A 17116-nucleotide genomic window follows, 5' to 3' on the forward strand; every position below is an offset into this window, starting at 1 on the left:
TCAAGCACCAGCATGCCCACGCCCTCGGACCAGCCGACACCGTCCGCCGAGTCCGAGAACGCCTTGCACCGCCCGTCGGGCGACAGACCCCGCTGCCGCGCGAAGTCCACGAACACGGCGGGCGTGGACATCACGGTCACACCACCGGCCAGGGCGAGCGAGATCTCACCCGACCGCAGGGCCTGCATCGCCCAGTGCATCGCCACCAGCGACGACGAACACGCCGTGTCCACCGTCACCGCCGGCCCCTCCAGGCCCAGTGTGTAGGAGACGCGGCCCGAGGCGAGGCTCGGTGAGCTGCCGCTGCCCTGGAAGCCCTCGAACTCGGGGCTCGCGAGCATCGCGCTGTAGTCGCTGTACATCACACCGGCGAACACACCGGTCGCACTGCCCCGCAGGCCGACCGGGTCGATACCGGCCCGCTCGATCGCCTCCCACGACGCCTCCAGCAGCAACCGCTGCTGCGAGTCCGTCGCCAGCGCCTCACGCGGGCTCATCCCGAAGAAACCGGGGTCGAACTCCCCCGCCTCGTGCAGGAACCCACCGGAACGGGTGTACGCGGTGCCGGGATGGTCGGGGTCCGGATGGTACAGGTTCTCCACGTCCCAGCCGCGGTTGGTGGGGAAGCCGGAGACGGCGTCGGTGCCCTCGGTGACCAGGCGCCACAGGTCCTCGGGCGAGGCCACCCCGCCCGGGTAACGGCAGGCCATGCCCACGATGACGATCGGGTCGTCCGCCACGACCGTCGTGCCGCGCTGCACGACCTCCGCCTCGACCTCGGTGCCGAGGAGCTCGTCCAGGATGTACGAGGCGAGGTGGCTGACCGTCGGGTAGTCGAAGACGAGGGTGGCGGGCAGGCGCAGTCCGGTGACCGTGTTCAGGCGGTTGCGCAGCTCGACGGCGGTCAGGGAGTCGAAGCCCAGCTCGCGGAAGGCGCGGCCGGCGTCGATGTCGGCGCCGGTGGCGTGGCCGAGCACCAGGGCGACCTGGCCGCGGACGAGGTCCAGGACCAGTTCGTCGCGGCTCTCGCGGTCCAGGCGGGCCAGGCGCTGAGCGAGGCCGCCGGCGGTGGCGGACCCGGCGACGGCGGCACGGCGGGAGCGGCCGCGGATGAGGGAGCGCAGCAGCGGCGGCACGTCGCCCGCGGCGCGCAGCACGGAGAGGTCCAGGCGGACGGGGGTGAGCGCGGCGTCGTCGCCGTCGAGGGCGGCGTCGAAGAGGGCGAGGCCCTGCTCGACGGTGAGGGCGGGGGTGCCGATGCGGGCCAGGCGGCGCAGGTCGTCCTCGGAGAGGTCGCCGGTCATGCCGCCGGTCCGCTCCCAGGGTCCCCAGGCCAGCGACAGACCCGGCAGACCGGCCGCACGGCGGTGCTCCATCAGGGCGTCCAGGAAGGCATTGCCCGCCGCGTAGTTGGCCTGCCCGGCATTACCGAAGACGCCTGCCACGGACGAGAACACCACGAACGCGTCCAGATCCAGACCGCGCGTGGCCTCGTGCAGGTTCCAGGCCGCGTCCACCTTCGGACGCAGCACACCCGACAGCCGCTCCGGGGTGAGGGAGGCGACCATGCCGTCGTCCAGCACACCGGCGCAGTGCACCACCGCCGACACCGAATGCGCGGCCACCAACTCGGCCACCGCCGCACGATCCGTCGCATCACACGCCACGACCGTGACCCGCGCACCCGACTCCGCCAACTCCGCCACCAGCTCGGCCGCACCCGCGGCCGCACCACCACGACGACTGACCAGAACCAGATCACGCACCCCGTACCCGGCCACCAGATGACGCGCCAGCACCGCACCCAGACCACCGGTACCACCCGTCACCAGCACCGCACCCTCCCCACCGAACACCGAAACCGCATCGGCGGCGGGAGCGGGACGACGGACCAGACGGGCGGCGCGGAGTTCGTCGCCGCGCACGGCGAGCTGCGGCTCGTCGGAGGCGAGCGCGGCGGCCGGGAGGGCGGGCAGGTCCTGCTCGGCGTCGAGGTCGACGAGGAGGAAGCGGCCGGGGTTCTCGGACTGCGCGGAGCGCACCAGGCCCCAGACAGCGGCGGCGGCCGGGTCGTGGCCGGTGGTCGCGCCCCGGGTGACCAGGGCGAGCCGGGAGGCGGCGAACCGCTCGTCCTGCTCCAGCCAGGTCTGTACGGCGGCGAGGGCGTCGGTGGCGGCGCGGTGCGCGGCGGTGACCGGGTCGGCGTCCGGGCCGGTGCCGGCGAGCGCCAGCAGGACGGTGTCCGGGACGGCGCCGTCGGCGGCGGCGAGGGCCGCGAGGTCCGGGTGGACGGCGAGGTCGCCGAACTGGGGCAGGGCGGGCAGGCCGAAGGGGTCCTGGCCGACGAGGGCGGCGGTGCCGGACGCGGCGGCGGCCGTGACGGGCACCCAGTCGAGGCGGAACAGGGCGTCGCGGACCAGCGCGGCGGCGGCGTCGATCTCGCGGGCCGCGACCGCGCGCAGGATCAACGAGTCGGCGGACAGGACGAGCTGTCCCGCGTCGTCGGCGACGGCGATCGCGACGGCGTCACCGGCCGCCGGGGCCAGCCGCACCCGCAGGGTGGTGGCACCGCTCGCGTGCAGGCTCACGCCCTCCCAGGAGAAGGGCAGTCCGCCGGCGGCGCGCTCGTCGAGGTCGACGAACGACGCGGCGTGCAGGGCGGAGTCGAGGAGCGCGGGATGCAGGCCGAAGGACTGGGCGTCGGTGTGGCCGGACTCGGGCAGAACGACCTCGGCGAAGACCTCGTCGCCGCGGCGCCAGGCGGCGCGCAGGCCCTGGAAGAGCGGGCCGTAGCCGAAGCCGCCGTCGGCGAGCCGCTCGTAGAGGCCGTCCACGGGGAGGGCCTCGGCGTCGGCCGGGGGCCAGACGGTGGCGTCGAAGTCGGTGGCGGCGCGCGAGGGGGACAGCACACCGGTGGCGTGGGACGTCCAGGGGGCGTCCTCGTCGGCGTCGGGGCGGCCGTAGACCGTGATGCTGCGACGGCCGGACTCGTCCGGGTTGCCGATCCACAGCTGCACCTGGACGCCGCCCTGCGCGGGCAGGACGAGGGGCGCCGCCAGGGTCAGTTCGTCGACGCGGTCGCAGCCGACCTCGTCGCCTGCGCGGACGGCCAGCTCCAGGAAGGCGGTGCCGGGCAGCAGGGTGGTGCCGCGGACGGTGTGGTCGGCGAGCCACGGGTGGCTGAGCAGGGAGATCCGGCCGGTCAGCAGGGCCCCCTCGGAGTCGGCGAGGGAGACCGCGGCGGACAGCAGCGGGTGGTGGGCGGCGCCGAGTCCGACGGAGCGCAGGTCGGCGGCGCCGCCCTGGACGGCGCGCGGCCAGTAGCGGCGGCGCTGGAAGGTGTACGTCGGCAGGTCGGTGCGGCGGGCTCCGGTGCCGGTGAAGCAGGCGTCCCAGCGCAGCGTGGTGCCGTGGGCGTGCAGCGCGGCGAGCGCGGCGGTGAAGGTGTGGTCCTCGGGGCGGCCCTCGCGCAGCGCGGGCACGGTGACGGCGTCGGAGCCGGCGGCGTCCAGGCAGTTCTGTGCCATGGCGGACAGGACGCTGTCGGGGCCGAGTTCGAGGAAGGCGGTGACGTCGTGCCGGGCGAGCCAGTCGATGCCGTCGGCGAAGCGGACGGCGTGGCGGACGTGGTCGACCCAGTAGTCGGGCGAGGTGAGCTGGGCGACGGTGGCCGGCTCACCGGTCACGTTGGACACGACGGGCAGCAGCGGGCTGTGCAGCGTGAGGCCTTCGACGACGCCGCGGAACTCGTCGAGCATCGGTGCCATGAGCGGCGAGTGGAAGGCGTGCGAGACGCGCAGTCTGCTCGTCCTGCGTCCGTCGGCCGCCAGGCGGGCCGCCAGTTCGGTGACGGTGGTGTCGTCGCCGGAGAGGACGACGGCGGAGGGGCCGTTGACGGCGGCGAGGGACACCAGGTCCTCGTGGCCGGCGAGCAGCGGGGCGACCTCCTGCTCGCTCGCCCGCACGGCGACCATCGCGCCGCCCTCGGGCAGCGCCTGCATGAGACGGCCGCGGGCGGCGACCAGGGTGGCCGCGTCGTCGAGGGAGAGCACTCCGGCGACGTGCGCGGCGGCGATCTCGCCCACGGAGTGGCCGGCCAGGTGGTCCGGCTTGACCTCGAAGGACTCCAGCAGGCGGTAGAGGGCGACCTCGACGGCGAACAGTGCGGGCTGCGCGTACTCGGTGCGATCGAGGCAGGCGGCGTCCTCGCCCCACAGCACCTCGCGCAGCGGCACGTCCAGGTGAGGGGTGAAGGCGTCGAGGGCGGCGTCCAGGGCGGCGGCGAACACCGGGAAGCGGGTGGCGAGTTCACGGCCGGCGCCGAGGCGCTGGGCGCCCTGTCCGGTGAACAGGACGGCGAGGCGGGTCTCGGTGCGGGCGGTGCCGGTGACGGTGTCGGCCAGGGCGGCCGGGTCGGTGCCGTCGGCGATCGCGGTCAGCCGCTCGGTCAGGCCGGGCAGGCTCGCGGCGAGCAGGACGGCCCGGTGCTCGAACGCGGTGCGGGTGGTGGCGAGCGAGTAGGCGGTGTCCGTCAGCGCGGGCGGGGTGCCGGTGCCGAGGGTGGTGAGCAGGGCGGCGGCCTGGGCGCGCAGCACCTCGGGGCCGCGGCCGGAGAGCAGCACGGGCACGGCACCGGTGACGGCGGCCGGGGTGCTCGGGGTGTCGTCCTCGGTGTCGGCGGGCTCCGGCTCGGGCGCCTGCTCGACGATGGTGTGGGCGTTGGTGCCGCTGATGCCGAAGGAGGAGACGGCCGCGCGGCGGGGGGCGCCGGTGGCGGGCCAGTCGGTGTTCTCGGTGAGGACGCGGACGGCGCCCTGGGACCAGTCGACGTGGCGGGTGGGCTCCTCGGCGAGGAGGGTGCGGGGCAGCACGCCGTGCCGCATCGCCATGACCATCTTGATGACACCGGCGACACCGGCGGCGGCCTGGGTGTGGCTGATGTTGGACTTCACCGAGCCGAGCAGCAGCGGCTTGTCCTCGTCGCGGTGCTGCCCGTAGGTGGCGAGCAGCGCCTGCGCCTCGACGGGGTCGCCGAGGGTGGTGCCGGTGCCGTGCGCCTCGACGACGTCGATGTCGCTCGCGGAGAGCCGGGCGTTGACGAGGGCCTGCTCGATGACCGCCTGCTGCGAGGGGCCGTTGGGGGCGGTGAGGCCGTTGGAGGCGCCGTCCTGGTTCACGGCGGTGCCGCGGACGACGGCGAGGATCTCGCGGCCGTTGCGGATCGCGTCGGACAGGCGCTCCAGGACGAGGATGCCGACGCCCTCGGCCCAGCCGGTGCCGTCGGCGGTGTCGCCGAAGGAGCGGCAGCGGCCGTCGGTGGACAGTCCGCCCTGGCGGCCCATCTCGATGAAGGTGCCGGGGCCTGACATGACGGTGACGCCGCCCGCGAGGGCGAGGGTGCACTCGCCCGCGCGCAGCGCCTGGGTGGCGAGGTGGAGGGCGACCAGGGAGGAGGAGCAGGCGGTGTCGACGGTGACGGCGGGACCCACCGTGCCGAAGGTGTACGAGATGCGGCCGGACAGCACGCTGCCGGTGTTGCCGGTGAGCTGGAAGCCCTCGGCGCCGTCGGCGGGGCCGACCCGGTAGTCCTGGGCCATGGCGCCGATGAAGACGCCGGTGCGGCTGCCCTTGACGGAGGTGGGGTCGATGCCGGCGCGCTCGAACGCCTCCCAGGCGGACTCCAGGACGACCCGCTGCTGCGGGTCCATGGCGACCGCCTCGCGCGGCGAGATGCCGAAGAAGTCCGCGTCGAAGTCCGTCGCGTCGTGGAGGAATCCACCGCGGGAGGTCGGCGAGGAGGAGAGCGCCTCCCTGTCCCAGCCGCGGTCGGCGGGGAACGGGGTGACGCCGTTCTCGCCGGCCTCGACCATCCGCCACAGGTCCTCGGGGCTGCTGACGCCACCGGGGTAGCGACAGGTCATGCCGACGATGGCGATCGGCTCCTGGGCTGCCGACTCCAGCTCGCTCACGCGCCGCCGCGCGCGTCGCAGATCGGCGGTCGCAAGCTTGAGGTAATCCCGGAGCTTCTGTTCGTTGTCCATCTCAACCCATCCCGACGGCCGACGGCCGTACACGCATCGCCGAAATCTCTGCGCCGTGCTGCAGAACACCGACTCGCCACATGGCTCTCCCCGGCGGGAGAAGCCATGAGGCGAGTCTGGAGGGAGGCCCGGCAGGAAATCCCTAGAACTTGGAGGGGCTTTCGCCCGTTACCAGCTGTGCGCCAGCAGAAGGTCGTCGAGTTCGTTCTGCCGGGAAACGAGCGCCAGGTCGGCGTCGACCATCATCCGCATGAGTTCCGGGAAATCGACACTCGGCTTCCAGCCCAGTTGGGCCTGCGCCTTGGCGCTGTCGGCGCACAGCACCTCGACCTCGGCGGGCCGCACGAGGTCGGGGTCGATGACGACGTGGTCCTCCCAGTCGAGGCCCACGTGCTCGAAGGCGTAGCGGACCGCGTCGCGCACGGTGTGCATCTCGCCGGTGCCGATCACGTAGTCGTCGCCGGCGTCCTGCTGGAGCATCAGGTGCATGGCGCGGACGTAGTCGCCCGCGTAGCCCCAGTCGCGGACCGCGTCCATGTTGCCGAGGGCCAGTTCGTCCTGGAGCCCCAGCTTGATGCGGGCGACCGCGAGAGAGATCTTTCGGGTCACGAACTCCTGGCCGCGACGGGGTGATTCGTGGTTGAACAGCATTCCGGAGACCGCGTACATACCGAACGACTCGCGGTAGTTGCGGGTGATGAAGTGACCGTATGCCTTGGCCGCGCCGTAGGGGCTGCGCGGGTGGAAGAGTGTGGTCTCCCGCTGCGGCGTCTCGGCGACCTTGCCGAACATCTCCGAGGAGGACGCCTGGTAGAAGCGGATCTGGCCCTCGGGACCCGCGGTGCGGGACATGCTCAGCCCGCTCACCATGCGGATGGCCTCCAGGACCCGCAGCACGCCCATGCCGTTCACCTCGGTGACCAGCTCGGCCTGCTGCCAGGACATCGGCACGAACGAGATCGCGCCGAGGTTGTACACCTCGTCCGGCTGTACTCTGTCGACCGCCGAGACCAGGCTGGCCTGGTCCATGAGGTCCCCGTCCACGAAGGACAGTTCGGAAACGAGGCGGCTCACCCGGGACTTGCGGGGGTTGGCCTGGCCACGGATGAGACCCCACACCTGGTACCCCTGCGACAGCAGGTGCTCCGCCAGATAGGACCCGTCCTGACCGGTAATTCCGGTGATCAGTGCGCGCTTGGGCATTTCACTCCCATCTCAACCGCAAAGAGACCGTCCAAACGCTGCGCTCGGTCGACGACCTGGCCTCGAGAAAGCTGTCCGGACGAAAGACACCGGCACGTTCCCAAGCGGCGGAAGTCAATGTCAACGCTTCTCGAACTTACTAGGGAATTCCCGGGTGGACCGATGCGGCCGGGGCGAACACTAGGGAAATCCGGGTGCGGTGCGGGATCCAATGACCCGGTCGGCGTGCCGGCCGACTCCGTTCCAACGGGCGGCTACTGGCCGCCGTCAACCGGGGTGTCATTCCGTGCTGTTGAGACTCATGCGCACACGACTGCGCCCCTACGCGGGGTCCGTTGCCGCTCTGGTCGCCCTGCATCTGGTGCAGATCCTCGGCACGCTGCTGCTGCCGACGCTGGGCGCCGCGCTCATCGACGAGGGAGTCGTCCGCGAGAACAGCGACCGCATCGGCGCCATCGGCGCGGCGATGGCGGTGGTGGCGCTGGTGCAGATCGCCGCGGCGCTGGGTGCCGCGGCCCTGGGCGCGCGCACCTCCACCGCCCTCGGGCGGGACCTGCGCTCCGCGGTCTTCCGCCGCGTGCTGGACTTCTCCGCCCGCGAGATCGGCCGCTTCGGCACCCCGTCCCTGCTGACCCGCTCGGTGAACGACGTGCAGCAGGTGCAGAACCTCGCCCAGTCCGGGCTCGGCATCTTCGTCGCGGCCCCCCTGATGTGCCTGGGCAGTGTGGTGCTCGCGCTGCGCCAGGACGTGCCGATGGCTCTGGTCCTCGTCCCGATGGTGCTGGTGGTGGGCGTCTGCTTCGGTTTCCTGCTGGCCCGCATGGCCGCGCTGTACGCCCGGCTGCAGCGGACGCTTGACCGGCTGGGGCGGCTGCTGCGGGAGCGGATCACCGGGGTGCGCGTGGTGCGCTCCTTCGCCCGCGACTCCTACGAGGGCGAGCGCTTCACCCGCACCAACGAGGAGCTCTTCGGCCTGTCCCTGGGGGTGGGCCGGCTCATCGCGGTGATGCTGCCGTCGGTCCTGCTGCTGATGAACCTCTTCACCCTGGCGCTGCTGTGGGTGGGGGCGCGGCGGATCGACTCGGGCAGCATGCAGATCGGCTCGCTCAGCGCCTTCCTCAGCTATCTGTCGCTCATCCTGATGTCCGTGGTGATGCTCGCCTTCGTGTTCCTGAACGTGCCACGGGCCCGGGTGTGCGCGGAGCGGATCACGGAGGTCCTCGACGCGAAGACCGATGTCGTCCCGCCCACCGCGCCGCGGCCCATGGCGGGTCCCGCCGGGCAGGTCGAACTGCTGGACGCCGAGTTCCGCTACCCGGGCGCCGAGAACGCCGTGCTGCGGGACCTGTCGCTGACGCTGAAGCCCGGTGACCGGGTCGCGGTCCTCGGCAGCACCGGCTCCGGCAAGACCACGCTGCTGCAGCTGATCCTGCGGCTGGTCGACGCGACCGCGGGCGAGGTGCGGATCGGCGGCACGGATGTGCGCGCACTGGACCCGTCGGTGCTGGCCGACGCCGTGGGCTACGTGCCGCAGCGGCCGTACCTGTTCGCCGGGACCGTCGCGACCAATCTGCGCTTCGGCCGGCCGGACGCCACGGACGAGGAGCTGTGGGAGGTGCTGCGGGTCGCCCAGGCGGACGACTTCGTGGCCCGGCTCGGCGGCCTCGACGCGGAGATCGCCCAGGGCGGCACCACCGTCTCGGGCGGCCAGCGCCAGCGGCTGGCGATCGCACGGGTGCTGCTGCGCCGCCCCGCCGTCTATCTCTTCGACGACTCCTTCTCCGCGCTCGACCAGAGCACGGAGGCGGCGCTGCGGGAGGCCCTCGTGCCCCACACGGCGGGCGCCACCGTGATCACCGTGGCGCAGCGCGTGGCCTCCGTACGCGACGCCGACCGGATCGTCGTCCTGGACCAGGGGGGCATCGCCGCCACCGGCACCCATGACGCGCTGCTGCGCGACAGTCCCACCTACCGCGAGATCGCGCTCTCGCAGCGCACCCGAGAGGAAACCGCTCATGGCGCCGGACGTTCCTGAGAAGCACGAACAGGAGCACGAGGAGGCGCACGAAGAGGCGCACGAATCGGACCGGCCGGTCCGCCGGCTCGCCGGTCTGCTGCGCCCGCACCGCCGGTCCGTGGGCCTCGCCCTGGCGGCGGGTGTCGTCGGCATCCTCCTCAACGCCTTCGGCCCGCTGCTGCTGGGCCGCGTCACCGACCTGATCGCCGACGGCGTCCTCGGGCACGGCGGACCGGTCCCGGGCGTCGACTTCGGGGCACTCGGCCGGCTGCTGCTGATCCTGCTGGTTCTGTACGTGCTGGCGTCGGTGTTCATGCTGGTCCAGAACTGGCTGGTCGCATCGGTGGTCCGCCTGCTCATCCACGACCTGAGGCACCGGGCGCAGGAGAAACTGGCGCGGCTGCCGCTGCGCCACTTCGACCGGCAGCCGGCGGGCGAGACGCTCAGCCGCAGCACGGACGACATCGACAACCTCCAGCAGACCCTCCAGCAGACCCTGACCGACCTGATCAGCTCCGTGTTCTCGCTGGTCATCATGTTGTCCATGATGCTGATCATCTCGCCTTCACTGGCCGGGGTGATGCTGCTGAGCGTCCCGGTGTCGGGGCTGCTCGCCGCCTGGATCGCCAAGCGGGCCCAGCCGCGGTACGCCGCCCAGTGGGCCGCGAGCGGCACCCTGACCGCGCATGTCGAGGAGATGTGCGCCGGGCACGCGCTGGTGAAGGCCTTCGACCGGCGGGCGGAGGCCGAGCGGCGCTTCGACGAGCGCAACGAGGCGGTGTACCGGGCCGGTGCCGGAGCGCAGTTCGCGTCCGGCGCGATCGAGCCCGTGATGATGTTCGTCGCCAACCTCGGCTATGTCGCGGTCGCCGTCGTCGGTGCCTGGAAGGTCGTGGACGGCTCGCTGACACTGGGCGACGTGCAGGCGTTCATTCTGTACGCACGGCAGTTCAGCCAGCCGATCGTGGAGATCGCCTCGGTCGCGGGCCGCCTGCAGTCCGGGGTGGCCTCCGCGCAGCGGGTGTTCACGCTGCTCGACGCGCCGGAGCAGGATCCCGAACCGCGCCGCCCGCCCGCTCCGGAACGCGCCACGGGCCGGGTGGAGTTCCAGGACGTGTCGTTCCGCTACTCCCCCGACGTACCCCTCATCGAGGGACTGTCCCTGTCCGTGGAACCCGGCAGCACGGTGGCGATCGTCGGCCAGAGCGGCGCCGGCAAGACCACGGTGGCCAACCTGCTGATGCGCTTCTACGAGATCGACTCGGGCCGCATCCTCCTGGACGGCACCGACATCGCCGCGATGAACCGCGACGACCTGCGCTCCCGCTTCGGCCTCGTCCTCCAGGACACCTGGCTGTTCAAGGGAACGATCGCCGAGAACATCGCCTACGGGTCCCCGGGCGCGACCCGCGCGGACGTGGTGGAGGCGGCCCGCGCGACCTGCGCCGACCGCTTCATCCGCACGCTGTCGCAGGGGTACGACACGGTCCTGGACGACGAGTCCGGCGGTGTCAGCGCCGGAGAGAAGCAGCTGATCACGGTGGCGAGGGCGTTCCTCGCCCGGCCCGCCGTGCTCATCCTGGACGAGGCGACCAGCTCCGTGGACACCCGCACCGAGTTGCTGATCCAGCGGGCCATGAACACCCTGCGGGCGGGCCGGACGAGCTTCGTCATCGCGCACCGCCTGTCCACCATCCGGGACGCCGACGTCATCGTCGTGATGGAGTCCGGCCGGATCGTCGAGCAGGGCACCCACGACCAGCTCATCGACGCGCGGGGCCCCTACGCCCGCCTGCACGCCGCCCGCGCCACCGCCCCCACCGCCGACGCGACGACCGGCTGACCGGCTGACCGGCGGCGCGCGACGGGGAGTTGACGACGTGCGTATGGTGGGGAGGAAACGCATCAGCACCCGCCCAGGGCCCTGTGAGCCGGGCGGGCCGAACGGGGGAAGAAAGGTGCGTGCCCGATGACGATCGGGCTCCTCTCCACGATGGCCGCCGTGTTCTACGGGGGCACGGTCTCGATCCTCGCCCTGACCGCGACCTTCGCCCGACGCCGCACGCTGCGGCGAGAAGCGCGCAGCACCCTTGCCGTCCTGGTGCCGGGGAGGGCGGTGCAGTCGCAGCAGGGGGCCGAGTTGCCCGTCGAAGGTGGCCGAGCAGTCGCCGCCGGCCGTCGCCCACGGGGGTGACCGGCCGATCTCGGCCGAGCGGGACGGGTCGGCGAGGCCCGGTTCATGGTCTGCACGGCCACACAGACCACCCCGGCGCCGATCCGTGGCACAGCCCCCTCCTCTCCGGTGTCGTAGAAAAGGGTGCTACATGATCCTCGCCAACTATCAGCAGGACTACAGTCCGGTGGGCCATTCGCTCGGGCTGTCGTCCATCATCGCGATCCTTCCGCTGCTGGTCCTGTTCGTGCTGCTCGGCGTGGTGCGGATGAAGGCGTGGCTGGCGTCACTGATCTCTCTTGTCGTCGCCGTGGTGCTCGCGGTCGCCGTGTACTCGATGCCGCTCGCCGACGCCCTCAACAGCGGGCTGCTGGGCGCCGCGTTCGGCTTCTTCCCGATCATGTGGATCGTCATCAACGCGATCTGGGTCTACAACCTCACTGTCGAAACAGGCCACTTCGACGTACTGCGCAGGTCCTTCGCGTCCATCAGCGACGACCAGCGGGTGCAAGCGATCATCATCGCCTTCTCCTTCGGCGCTCTCATGGAGGCGCTGGCCGGTTTCGGCACTCCCGTCGCGATCAGTGCGGTCATGCTGATCGCCCTGGGCTTCAAGCCGCTCAAGGCGGCCACTGTCGCTCTGGTCGCCAACACCGCACCCGTGGCGTTCGGCGCGATAGCCGTGCCGATCACCACACTGGCGGGCGTCACCGGTCTGCCCGTGGACGACCTCGGCGCGATGGTCGGCCGGCAGACGCCGATCCTGGCGCTGTTCGTGCCGCTGGCTCTGGTGTTCATCGTGGACGGCCGACGAGGGCTGCGGCAGACCTGGCCGCCGGCAGTGGTGTGCGGCGTGTCCTTCGCGGTCTTCCAGTACCTGTCCTCGAACTTCTGGTCCGTGCCGCTCGCCGACATCGTCGCCGCGCTCGCCTCCGCGCTGGCGGTGCTGGCGTTCACCCGGGTGTGGCACGCCGAGGAGACGTACCAGGAGAACGACGAGGACGACGGTCCCGGCGGCGACCTCGGCAGCGCCGGCGGCGAAGCGGACGCGGACGCCGACCGCGACACGCACGACGGGCCACTGGACGTCTTCAAGGCATACGCGCCCTACTTGGCCATCATCGTGGTGTTCGTGCTGGCCACCCGGGTCGCGGCGATCACCGGAAAGGCGCCGACCAAGGTCGGCACGACCGGTACCGGCCTGGAGTCGGTGACGCACATCGTCGACTGGCCGGGGCTGCACATCGTCAAACCGAACGGCGACCCGGTCGCCACCACCTTCAAACTCAACTACCTCTCGGCGGCCGGGAGTCTGCTGCTGATAGCCGGCCTGATCAGCGTGGTGCTGCTCCAGGTCGGCCCGCGCCGCGCGCTGCGCGCCTATGGACGCACCCTGAACCAGCTGAAGTTCGCGGTGCTCACCGTCATGCTGGTGCTGGGACTCGGCTACATCATGAACGAGTCCGGTGAGACCACCACACTGGGTCTGTGGATGGCCGGCGCCGGCGGGTCCTTCGCCCTCCTGTCACCTGTCCTCGGCTGGCTGGGTGTTGCCGTCACCGGCTCCGACACCTCCTCCAACTCCCTGTTCGGCGCCCTGCAGATCACCGCCGCCCACCAGGCCGGCCTGTCGCCCACCCTCATGGCCGCGGCCAACTCCTCCGGTGGCGTGCTCGGCAAGATGATCTCCCCGCAGAACCTCGCCATCGCCGCGGCCGCGGTCGGTTTCGAGGGCCGAGAGGGGATCCTCTTCCGCCGGGTCATCGTGTGGAGCGTGGTCTTCATGCTCTTCATGTGCGGACTGATCTACCTGCAGAGCACCCCGGTGCTCGACTGGATGGTCGTGGACACGCCGGCAACCGCACCCTGACAGGAGGGTGTGCGGCCCCGTGCACGCCGGTGCACCGGCGGCACCAGCGGCTGCACGACTTCCACCATGGACATGCCGTCCACCCCGATCCGTGGGCGCCGGTGAGCGGCTCAGGAACGCGCCCGCTGCTGTTTGTCCCACTGAGCCCGCGAGAGTGCGGTGGGCCGCGGGAGCAGGACGTCGTCTACGTACAGGTCGACGTGCTCGTTGTAGAACGCGACCATCCCCGCGATGGCGGAGCACGACACCGTCGGGAAGTCGTACGCCCAGGCGACATCGTCATGGGCGACGGCTCCGCTCACGAACGACCAATACCCGCTGGTCCTCCCCTTGTACGGGCACGCCGTCACCGTGGCCGAGGAACGCAGCCGGGTCCAGTCGACAAAGGCGCGCTCGACGTAGTAACGGGTCGGCAGGCCGGTTTCGAAGAGCTTCACCGAGGACGGCGCGTCGGCCAGGACGGTGCCGTCCACCTCGACGCGCACGCTGCTGGACGAGCGCAGCGCATCCACCCGGGTGTACGGGCTCCTCGGGTGCACGAAGACTTGCTCTTCCTCCTCGTACCACGCGTCGAGCGCGTCCCACCGGAAACGGGCGGTGCTGATGAGCGCCTTCGGGGCTCCCTCGTCCCAGACCCACGCCGCACCCTCGCGGACCTCGGAGCCGACCCGCAGCGAGTGCCGCCGCGCGGGGCCGGGGCCCAGCCGGCCGGCGCGGCCGTCGTCGGTCAGGACGCCCTCGGCCAGATCCCGCAGCGGAATGCTGTACTGCGGATAGCCGGGCCACTCCCACACGTACAACGCCCGCCGGGTGTCGAACACCCACCGGCCGCCGACCTGCGCACGGATGCGCCGCGGCACCGGCTCGACATGCCCGGCCGGGACGATGAGACCCGGGTAGTCCACACTCTCGTCCGCCATCGCCGACCACCTCAGTCCGCTCTGCCGCTTCCGTACACCCAGCTTCTCCGACGGACGCACGAACCGGCCACCCCTGCAGTCATCCGGCAGGCGAGCCTGGTGATCAGTTGCTCACCGTGCCGTCGATCTCCCACCCTCAGGAAGGCCTGATCACCTCACCTGAGTTCGACAAGGTGCCCCTGACCGCGACGGTCCGACTGGTCAAGGCGGCGGGCGAGGCCATTGCTGGACACCCCTGGGGCACGCCTGGAGGAAGAGACCCCCGAGAACACCGCTTTAGGAGTTCGATCCGAGTCCGCTCCGGCGGCCGTCATCGACTGGTGCGGCGGCCAGACAGAGGTGCTGGTGTACGCCCCCGTCCGGCGTCGTTGATGTCAGCCGTGGATGTCAGAACCCTTCTGATCCGTAGGCGCGTGCAGGTCGCAGTCGATCAAGTCGCAGAAGCCATCCAATGCACCAACGTCGCACCTTGCTTCAGGTAACCGTCCGTGACTATGCACCGCTGTCCGTGCTTGTTGATGTCAGCTGCTGATGTCAGCACCCCGCGTCCGCGCCGAGGACCGCATCCGCGCCGCCCGTTCCACCGGCCTGCGCAACCTGCCCTGCACGACACGCCCCAGAGCCAGATCTGGCTGGAGATCATCCAGATCGCCCTCGACCGGCTCGAAGCTCTGCCCAACCCTGGCTGACCAGCAGCATCCCATCCCTGCTATCAGCACCCTCACAACCGGAGGCGTGGAACCCGGCGCCCACCCGGCACGACAGCCGGACCATCAGCCCTGCCCGCAAGCAGTAATCTTCACTCTGAACGAGCAAAGGGATCGTCAGCAAGCTGACGATCCCTCATGCAAGATCGAGGCTAACGACACCCCTTCGACTGCGTCGGGCCCTTCTGCGTGAAAGGCCGAGCCTGACCGGGGCGGGGCCCCGACGGCGAACTGTTCGATCAGCGTGACGCGGGCGGGATGCTCTGCTCGTACTGGAAGACGTTGTAGGGGTCGTACTTCGCCTTGATCTCGCGCAGCCGCTCGAAGTGGCGTCTCCCCCAGTAGGCGGTCTCCCACTCCTGCATGCCGACGTTCGGCACGTTGACGTAGGCGCCGTCCACGAAGCTGCGCATCGCCTGGCTGAATTCGGCGGTCCAGGCCTGGCACGTCGAGGTGAGCGGGTCGCAGACGCCTGGTGTCGTTGAAGGAGTTCCCCAGGCTGCGCCGATCTCGCCGTAGAAGATCGCGTCGCGGTGCACGAACGCGGTGCCGCCGCGGGGCTCCTTCTTGATCGCCCCGCCGAAGGCATCGATGAAGTAGTTGCTGTCCTCCGTGGGAGCGTTTCGCATGTAGTGGCCGATGACGTCGATCGCCTTCTTCGGGAACAGCTTCTTGGCGAACTGTGAGAAGAACTTCACGTTGGCGGGCTCCTGCGAGCGCGGGACCTGGGCTCCGGCAAAGATGGGGCCCCAGTTACCGACCTGCACCTTCACATCGGGCGTGCCGATCGACAGGATCGGGGCCAGCATCTTTTTGGCCTCTGCCGCCGTGCCCTCCGCGAGCCACGCGAACAGCAGGATCTGGGACTTGTGGATCTCGACTTCGGATCCGAGGCGGTTGTCGGCGAACGGTACCGTACGCTGCCATGCATCGAAGATCCCATGCAGGTCCGTAAGGCCGTCCCAGGTCGCCTGCACATAGGCGATGCGCTTGAGCGGGTGCACCTTGTAGGTGAGTTGCGTGACGATTCCGAAGTTGCCGTTTCCCGCCCCACGGAGCGCCCAGAGCAGGTCTGAGTGGTCCTTCAGGTCGGCATGGATCACCTTGGCGCAGTCGCGACCCGACGGGACGACGACCTCGGTCCCGATCAGGCTGTCGCAGGCCATGCCGAGATAGCGGTTGAGGGGGCCAAGGCCGCCGCCGACCGTCGCACCGACCAAGCCGACGCTGCCCTCGCTTCCGGTCGTGACCGCGAGGTCCTGCTTGGCGAGCGTCGTCACCGCTTCCAACTGGGTCAGGCCGGCGCCGACCGTCGCGATACGAGCGTGGGTGTCGATGTGGACCGACTTGAGCTGGCTGACGTCGATCACGATGCCGTTGTCGATGTTCGACCAGCCCTCCAGGGCGTGGCGGCCGCTGCGTACTCGCAGTGCGACGTTGTGCTGCCGCGCCCAGGTGAGGGCGTTCACCACGTCCTGGGTCTTCTGGGCGAAGACGATGACCAGCGGGTAGTGAGAGAACAGCTGGTCGTAGTCGATGCGATCATCCGTGTACGAGGCGTCACCGGGGCGGACGACGTGACCGGTCAGCTTCGCCGGCGGACATCCCGACGACCCTTTAGTCGGGTCGCTCGCGGCCAGAAGGCCCGAGGTGCTCGCGGCCGCAATGTCCGGCGCGCCTGCGGCCGTAAGGCCCGGGACGACGACCGCCCCGGCGCCGACGGCCGCTGACGCCCTGAGCAGGTAGCGGCGGGAAAAATCGCTCAAGGTCCAGATCCTCTCGATCGGGCTACGCCGGTACGCGGCTGAGGGAGCCTTTACCCGCCAGCCGCCGGGCAGTCCTTTGTGGTCGACCCCCGCACGGTAACGGGGCGACCATGCGGTGTTTCCCGACACGCCAATTGAGGACGATGGCGACAGCCTGAAGGAGTAACTCAGCGGGATCCCGTCATAACCGGTTTGGGATGCACCGCGTCCTGCTCGAAGCTATCCCTTGGTCCAAGCGGTCAGAATACGCGGGTGCTCTCAAAGATGATGGGCTCGCCGATCTTGCTAGTCAGGTCAGCATCTCGCAATGGCCCGACGAACCGCCTTTCTGATAAGAATTTGTGGGCGTGCCCCCGTAATCACCACTCTCCGCCTGGCGAACCCCCGGAATACCCTGCTCCTACTTCCCGCGTTGCCAG

7 protein-coding genes and 2 pseudogenes are annotated in these 17116 nt (G+C 70.7%); 5 read left to right on the plus strand and 4 right to left on the minus strand.

Annotated features, from left to right (window positions below; translation table 11 throughout):
- Together ACIQFZ_RS22095 and ACIQFZ_RS22100 are read right to left on the minus strand one after the other, a co-directional pair.
- A pseudogene (locus ACIQFZ_RS22095) lies at window positions 1-6041 on the minus strand (type I polyketide synthase); the annotation flags it as partial.
- A 168-nt stretch (window positions 6042-6209) separates the two neighbouring features.
- Window positions 6210-7244: a GDP-mannose 4,6-dehydratase gene (locus tag ACIQFZ_RS22100; RefSeq protein ID WP_376399332.1), complete on the minus strand. Its 1035-nt coding sequence runs from the start codon at window positions 7242-7244 to the stop codon at window positions 6210-6212.
- 286 nt (window positions 7245-7530) lie between these two features.
- Between ACIQFZ_RS22100 and ACIQFZ_RS22105 the strand changes: the two genes are divergently transcribed.
- The 4 genes from ACIQFZ_RS22105 (at window position 7531) to ACIQFZ_RS22120 (ending at window position 13304) form a co-directional block, all read left to right on the plus strand.
- A complete protein-coding gene (locus ACIQFZ_RS22105; RefSeq protein WP_402691964.1) occupies window positions 7531-9279 on the plus strand; it encodes an ABC transporter ATP-binding protein in 1749 nt (582 codons plus the stop codon).
- The gene (locus ACIQFZ_RS22110) at window positions 9260-11104 is read left to right on the plus strand and encodes an ABC transporter ATP-binding protein (protein ID WP_402691965.1); all 1845 of its coding nucleotides are present in this window, start codon (window positions 9260-9262) and stop codon (window positions 11102-11104) included. Before ACIQFZ_RS22105 ends, ACIQFZ_RS22110 begins: the two co-directional genes overlap by 20 nt.
- A 126-nt stretch (window positions 11105-11230) precedes the next feature.
- A complete protein-coding gene (locus ACIQFZ_RS22115; RefSeq protein ID WP_365432576.1) occupies window positions 11231-11455 on the plus strand; it encodes a hypothetical protein in 225 nt (74 codons plus the stop codon).
- A 130-nt stretch (window positions 11456-11585) separates the two neighbouring features.
- Window positions 11586-13304 (plus strand): L-lactate permease, encoded by a 1719-nt coding sequence (locus tag ACIQFZ_RS22120; protein ID WP_402691966.1) that lies wholly within the window; start codon window positions 11586-11588, stop codon window positions 13302-13304.
- Between the two features lie 110 nt (window positions 13305-13414).
- Here ACIQFZ_RS22120 and ACIQFZ_RS22125 read toward each other — a convergent pair whose 3' ends face one another.
- The gene (locus ACIQFZ_RS22125; RefSeq protein WP_383060809.1) at window positions 13415-14224 is read right to left on the minus strand and encodes a DUF427 domain-containing protein; all 810 of its coding nucleotides are present in this window, start codon (window positions 14222-14224) and stop codon (window positions 13415-13417) included.
- Window positions 14225-14767: 543 nt separating this feature from the next.
- On the opposite strand from ACIQFZ_RS22125, the pseudogene ACIQFZ_RS22130 reads away from it, so the two are divergent.
- A pseudogene (locus ACIQFZ_RS22130) lies at window positions 14768-14901 on the plus strand (IS1380 family transposase); the annotation flags it as partial.
- Window positions 14902-15170: 269 nt separating this feature from the next.
- On the opposite strand, the gene ACIQFZ_RS22135 reads toward ACIQFZ_RS22130, so the two are convergent.
- Window positions 15171-16697, minus strand: a complete 1527-nt coding sequence (locus ACIQFZ_RS22135) for an FAD-binding oxidoreductase (protein ID WP_383060797.1) — start codon at window positions 16695-16697, stop codon at window positions 15171-15173.
- Between the last annotated feature and the right edge of the window lie 419 nt (window positions 16698-17116).

Origin of the sequence: Streptomyces sp. NPDC093064 (genome assembly GCF_044754605.1) — a bacterium.
Classification (GTDB): Bacteria; Actinomycetota; Actinomycetes; order Streptomycetales; family Streptomycetaceae; genus Streptomyces.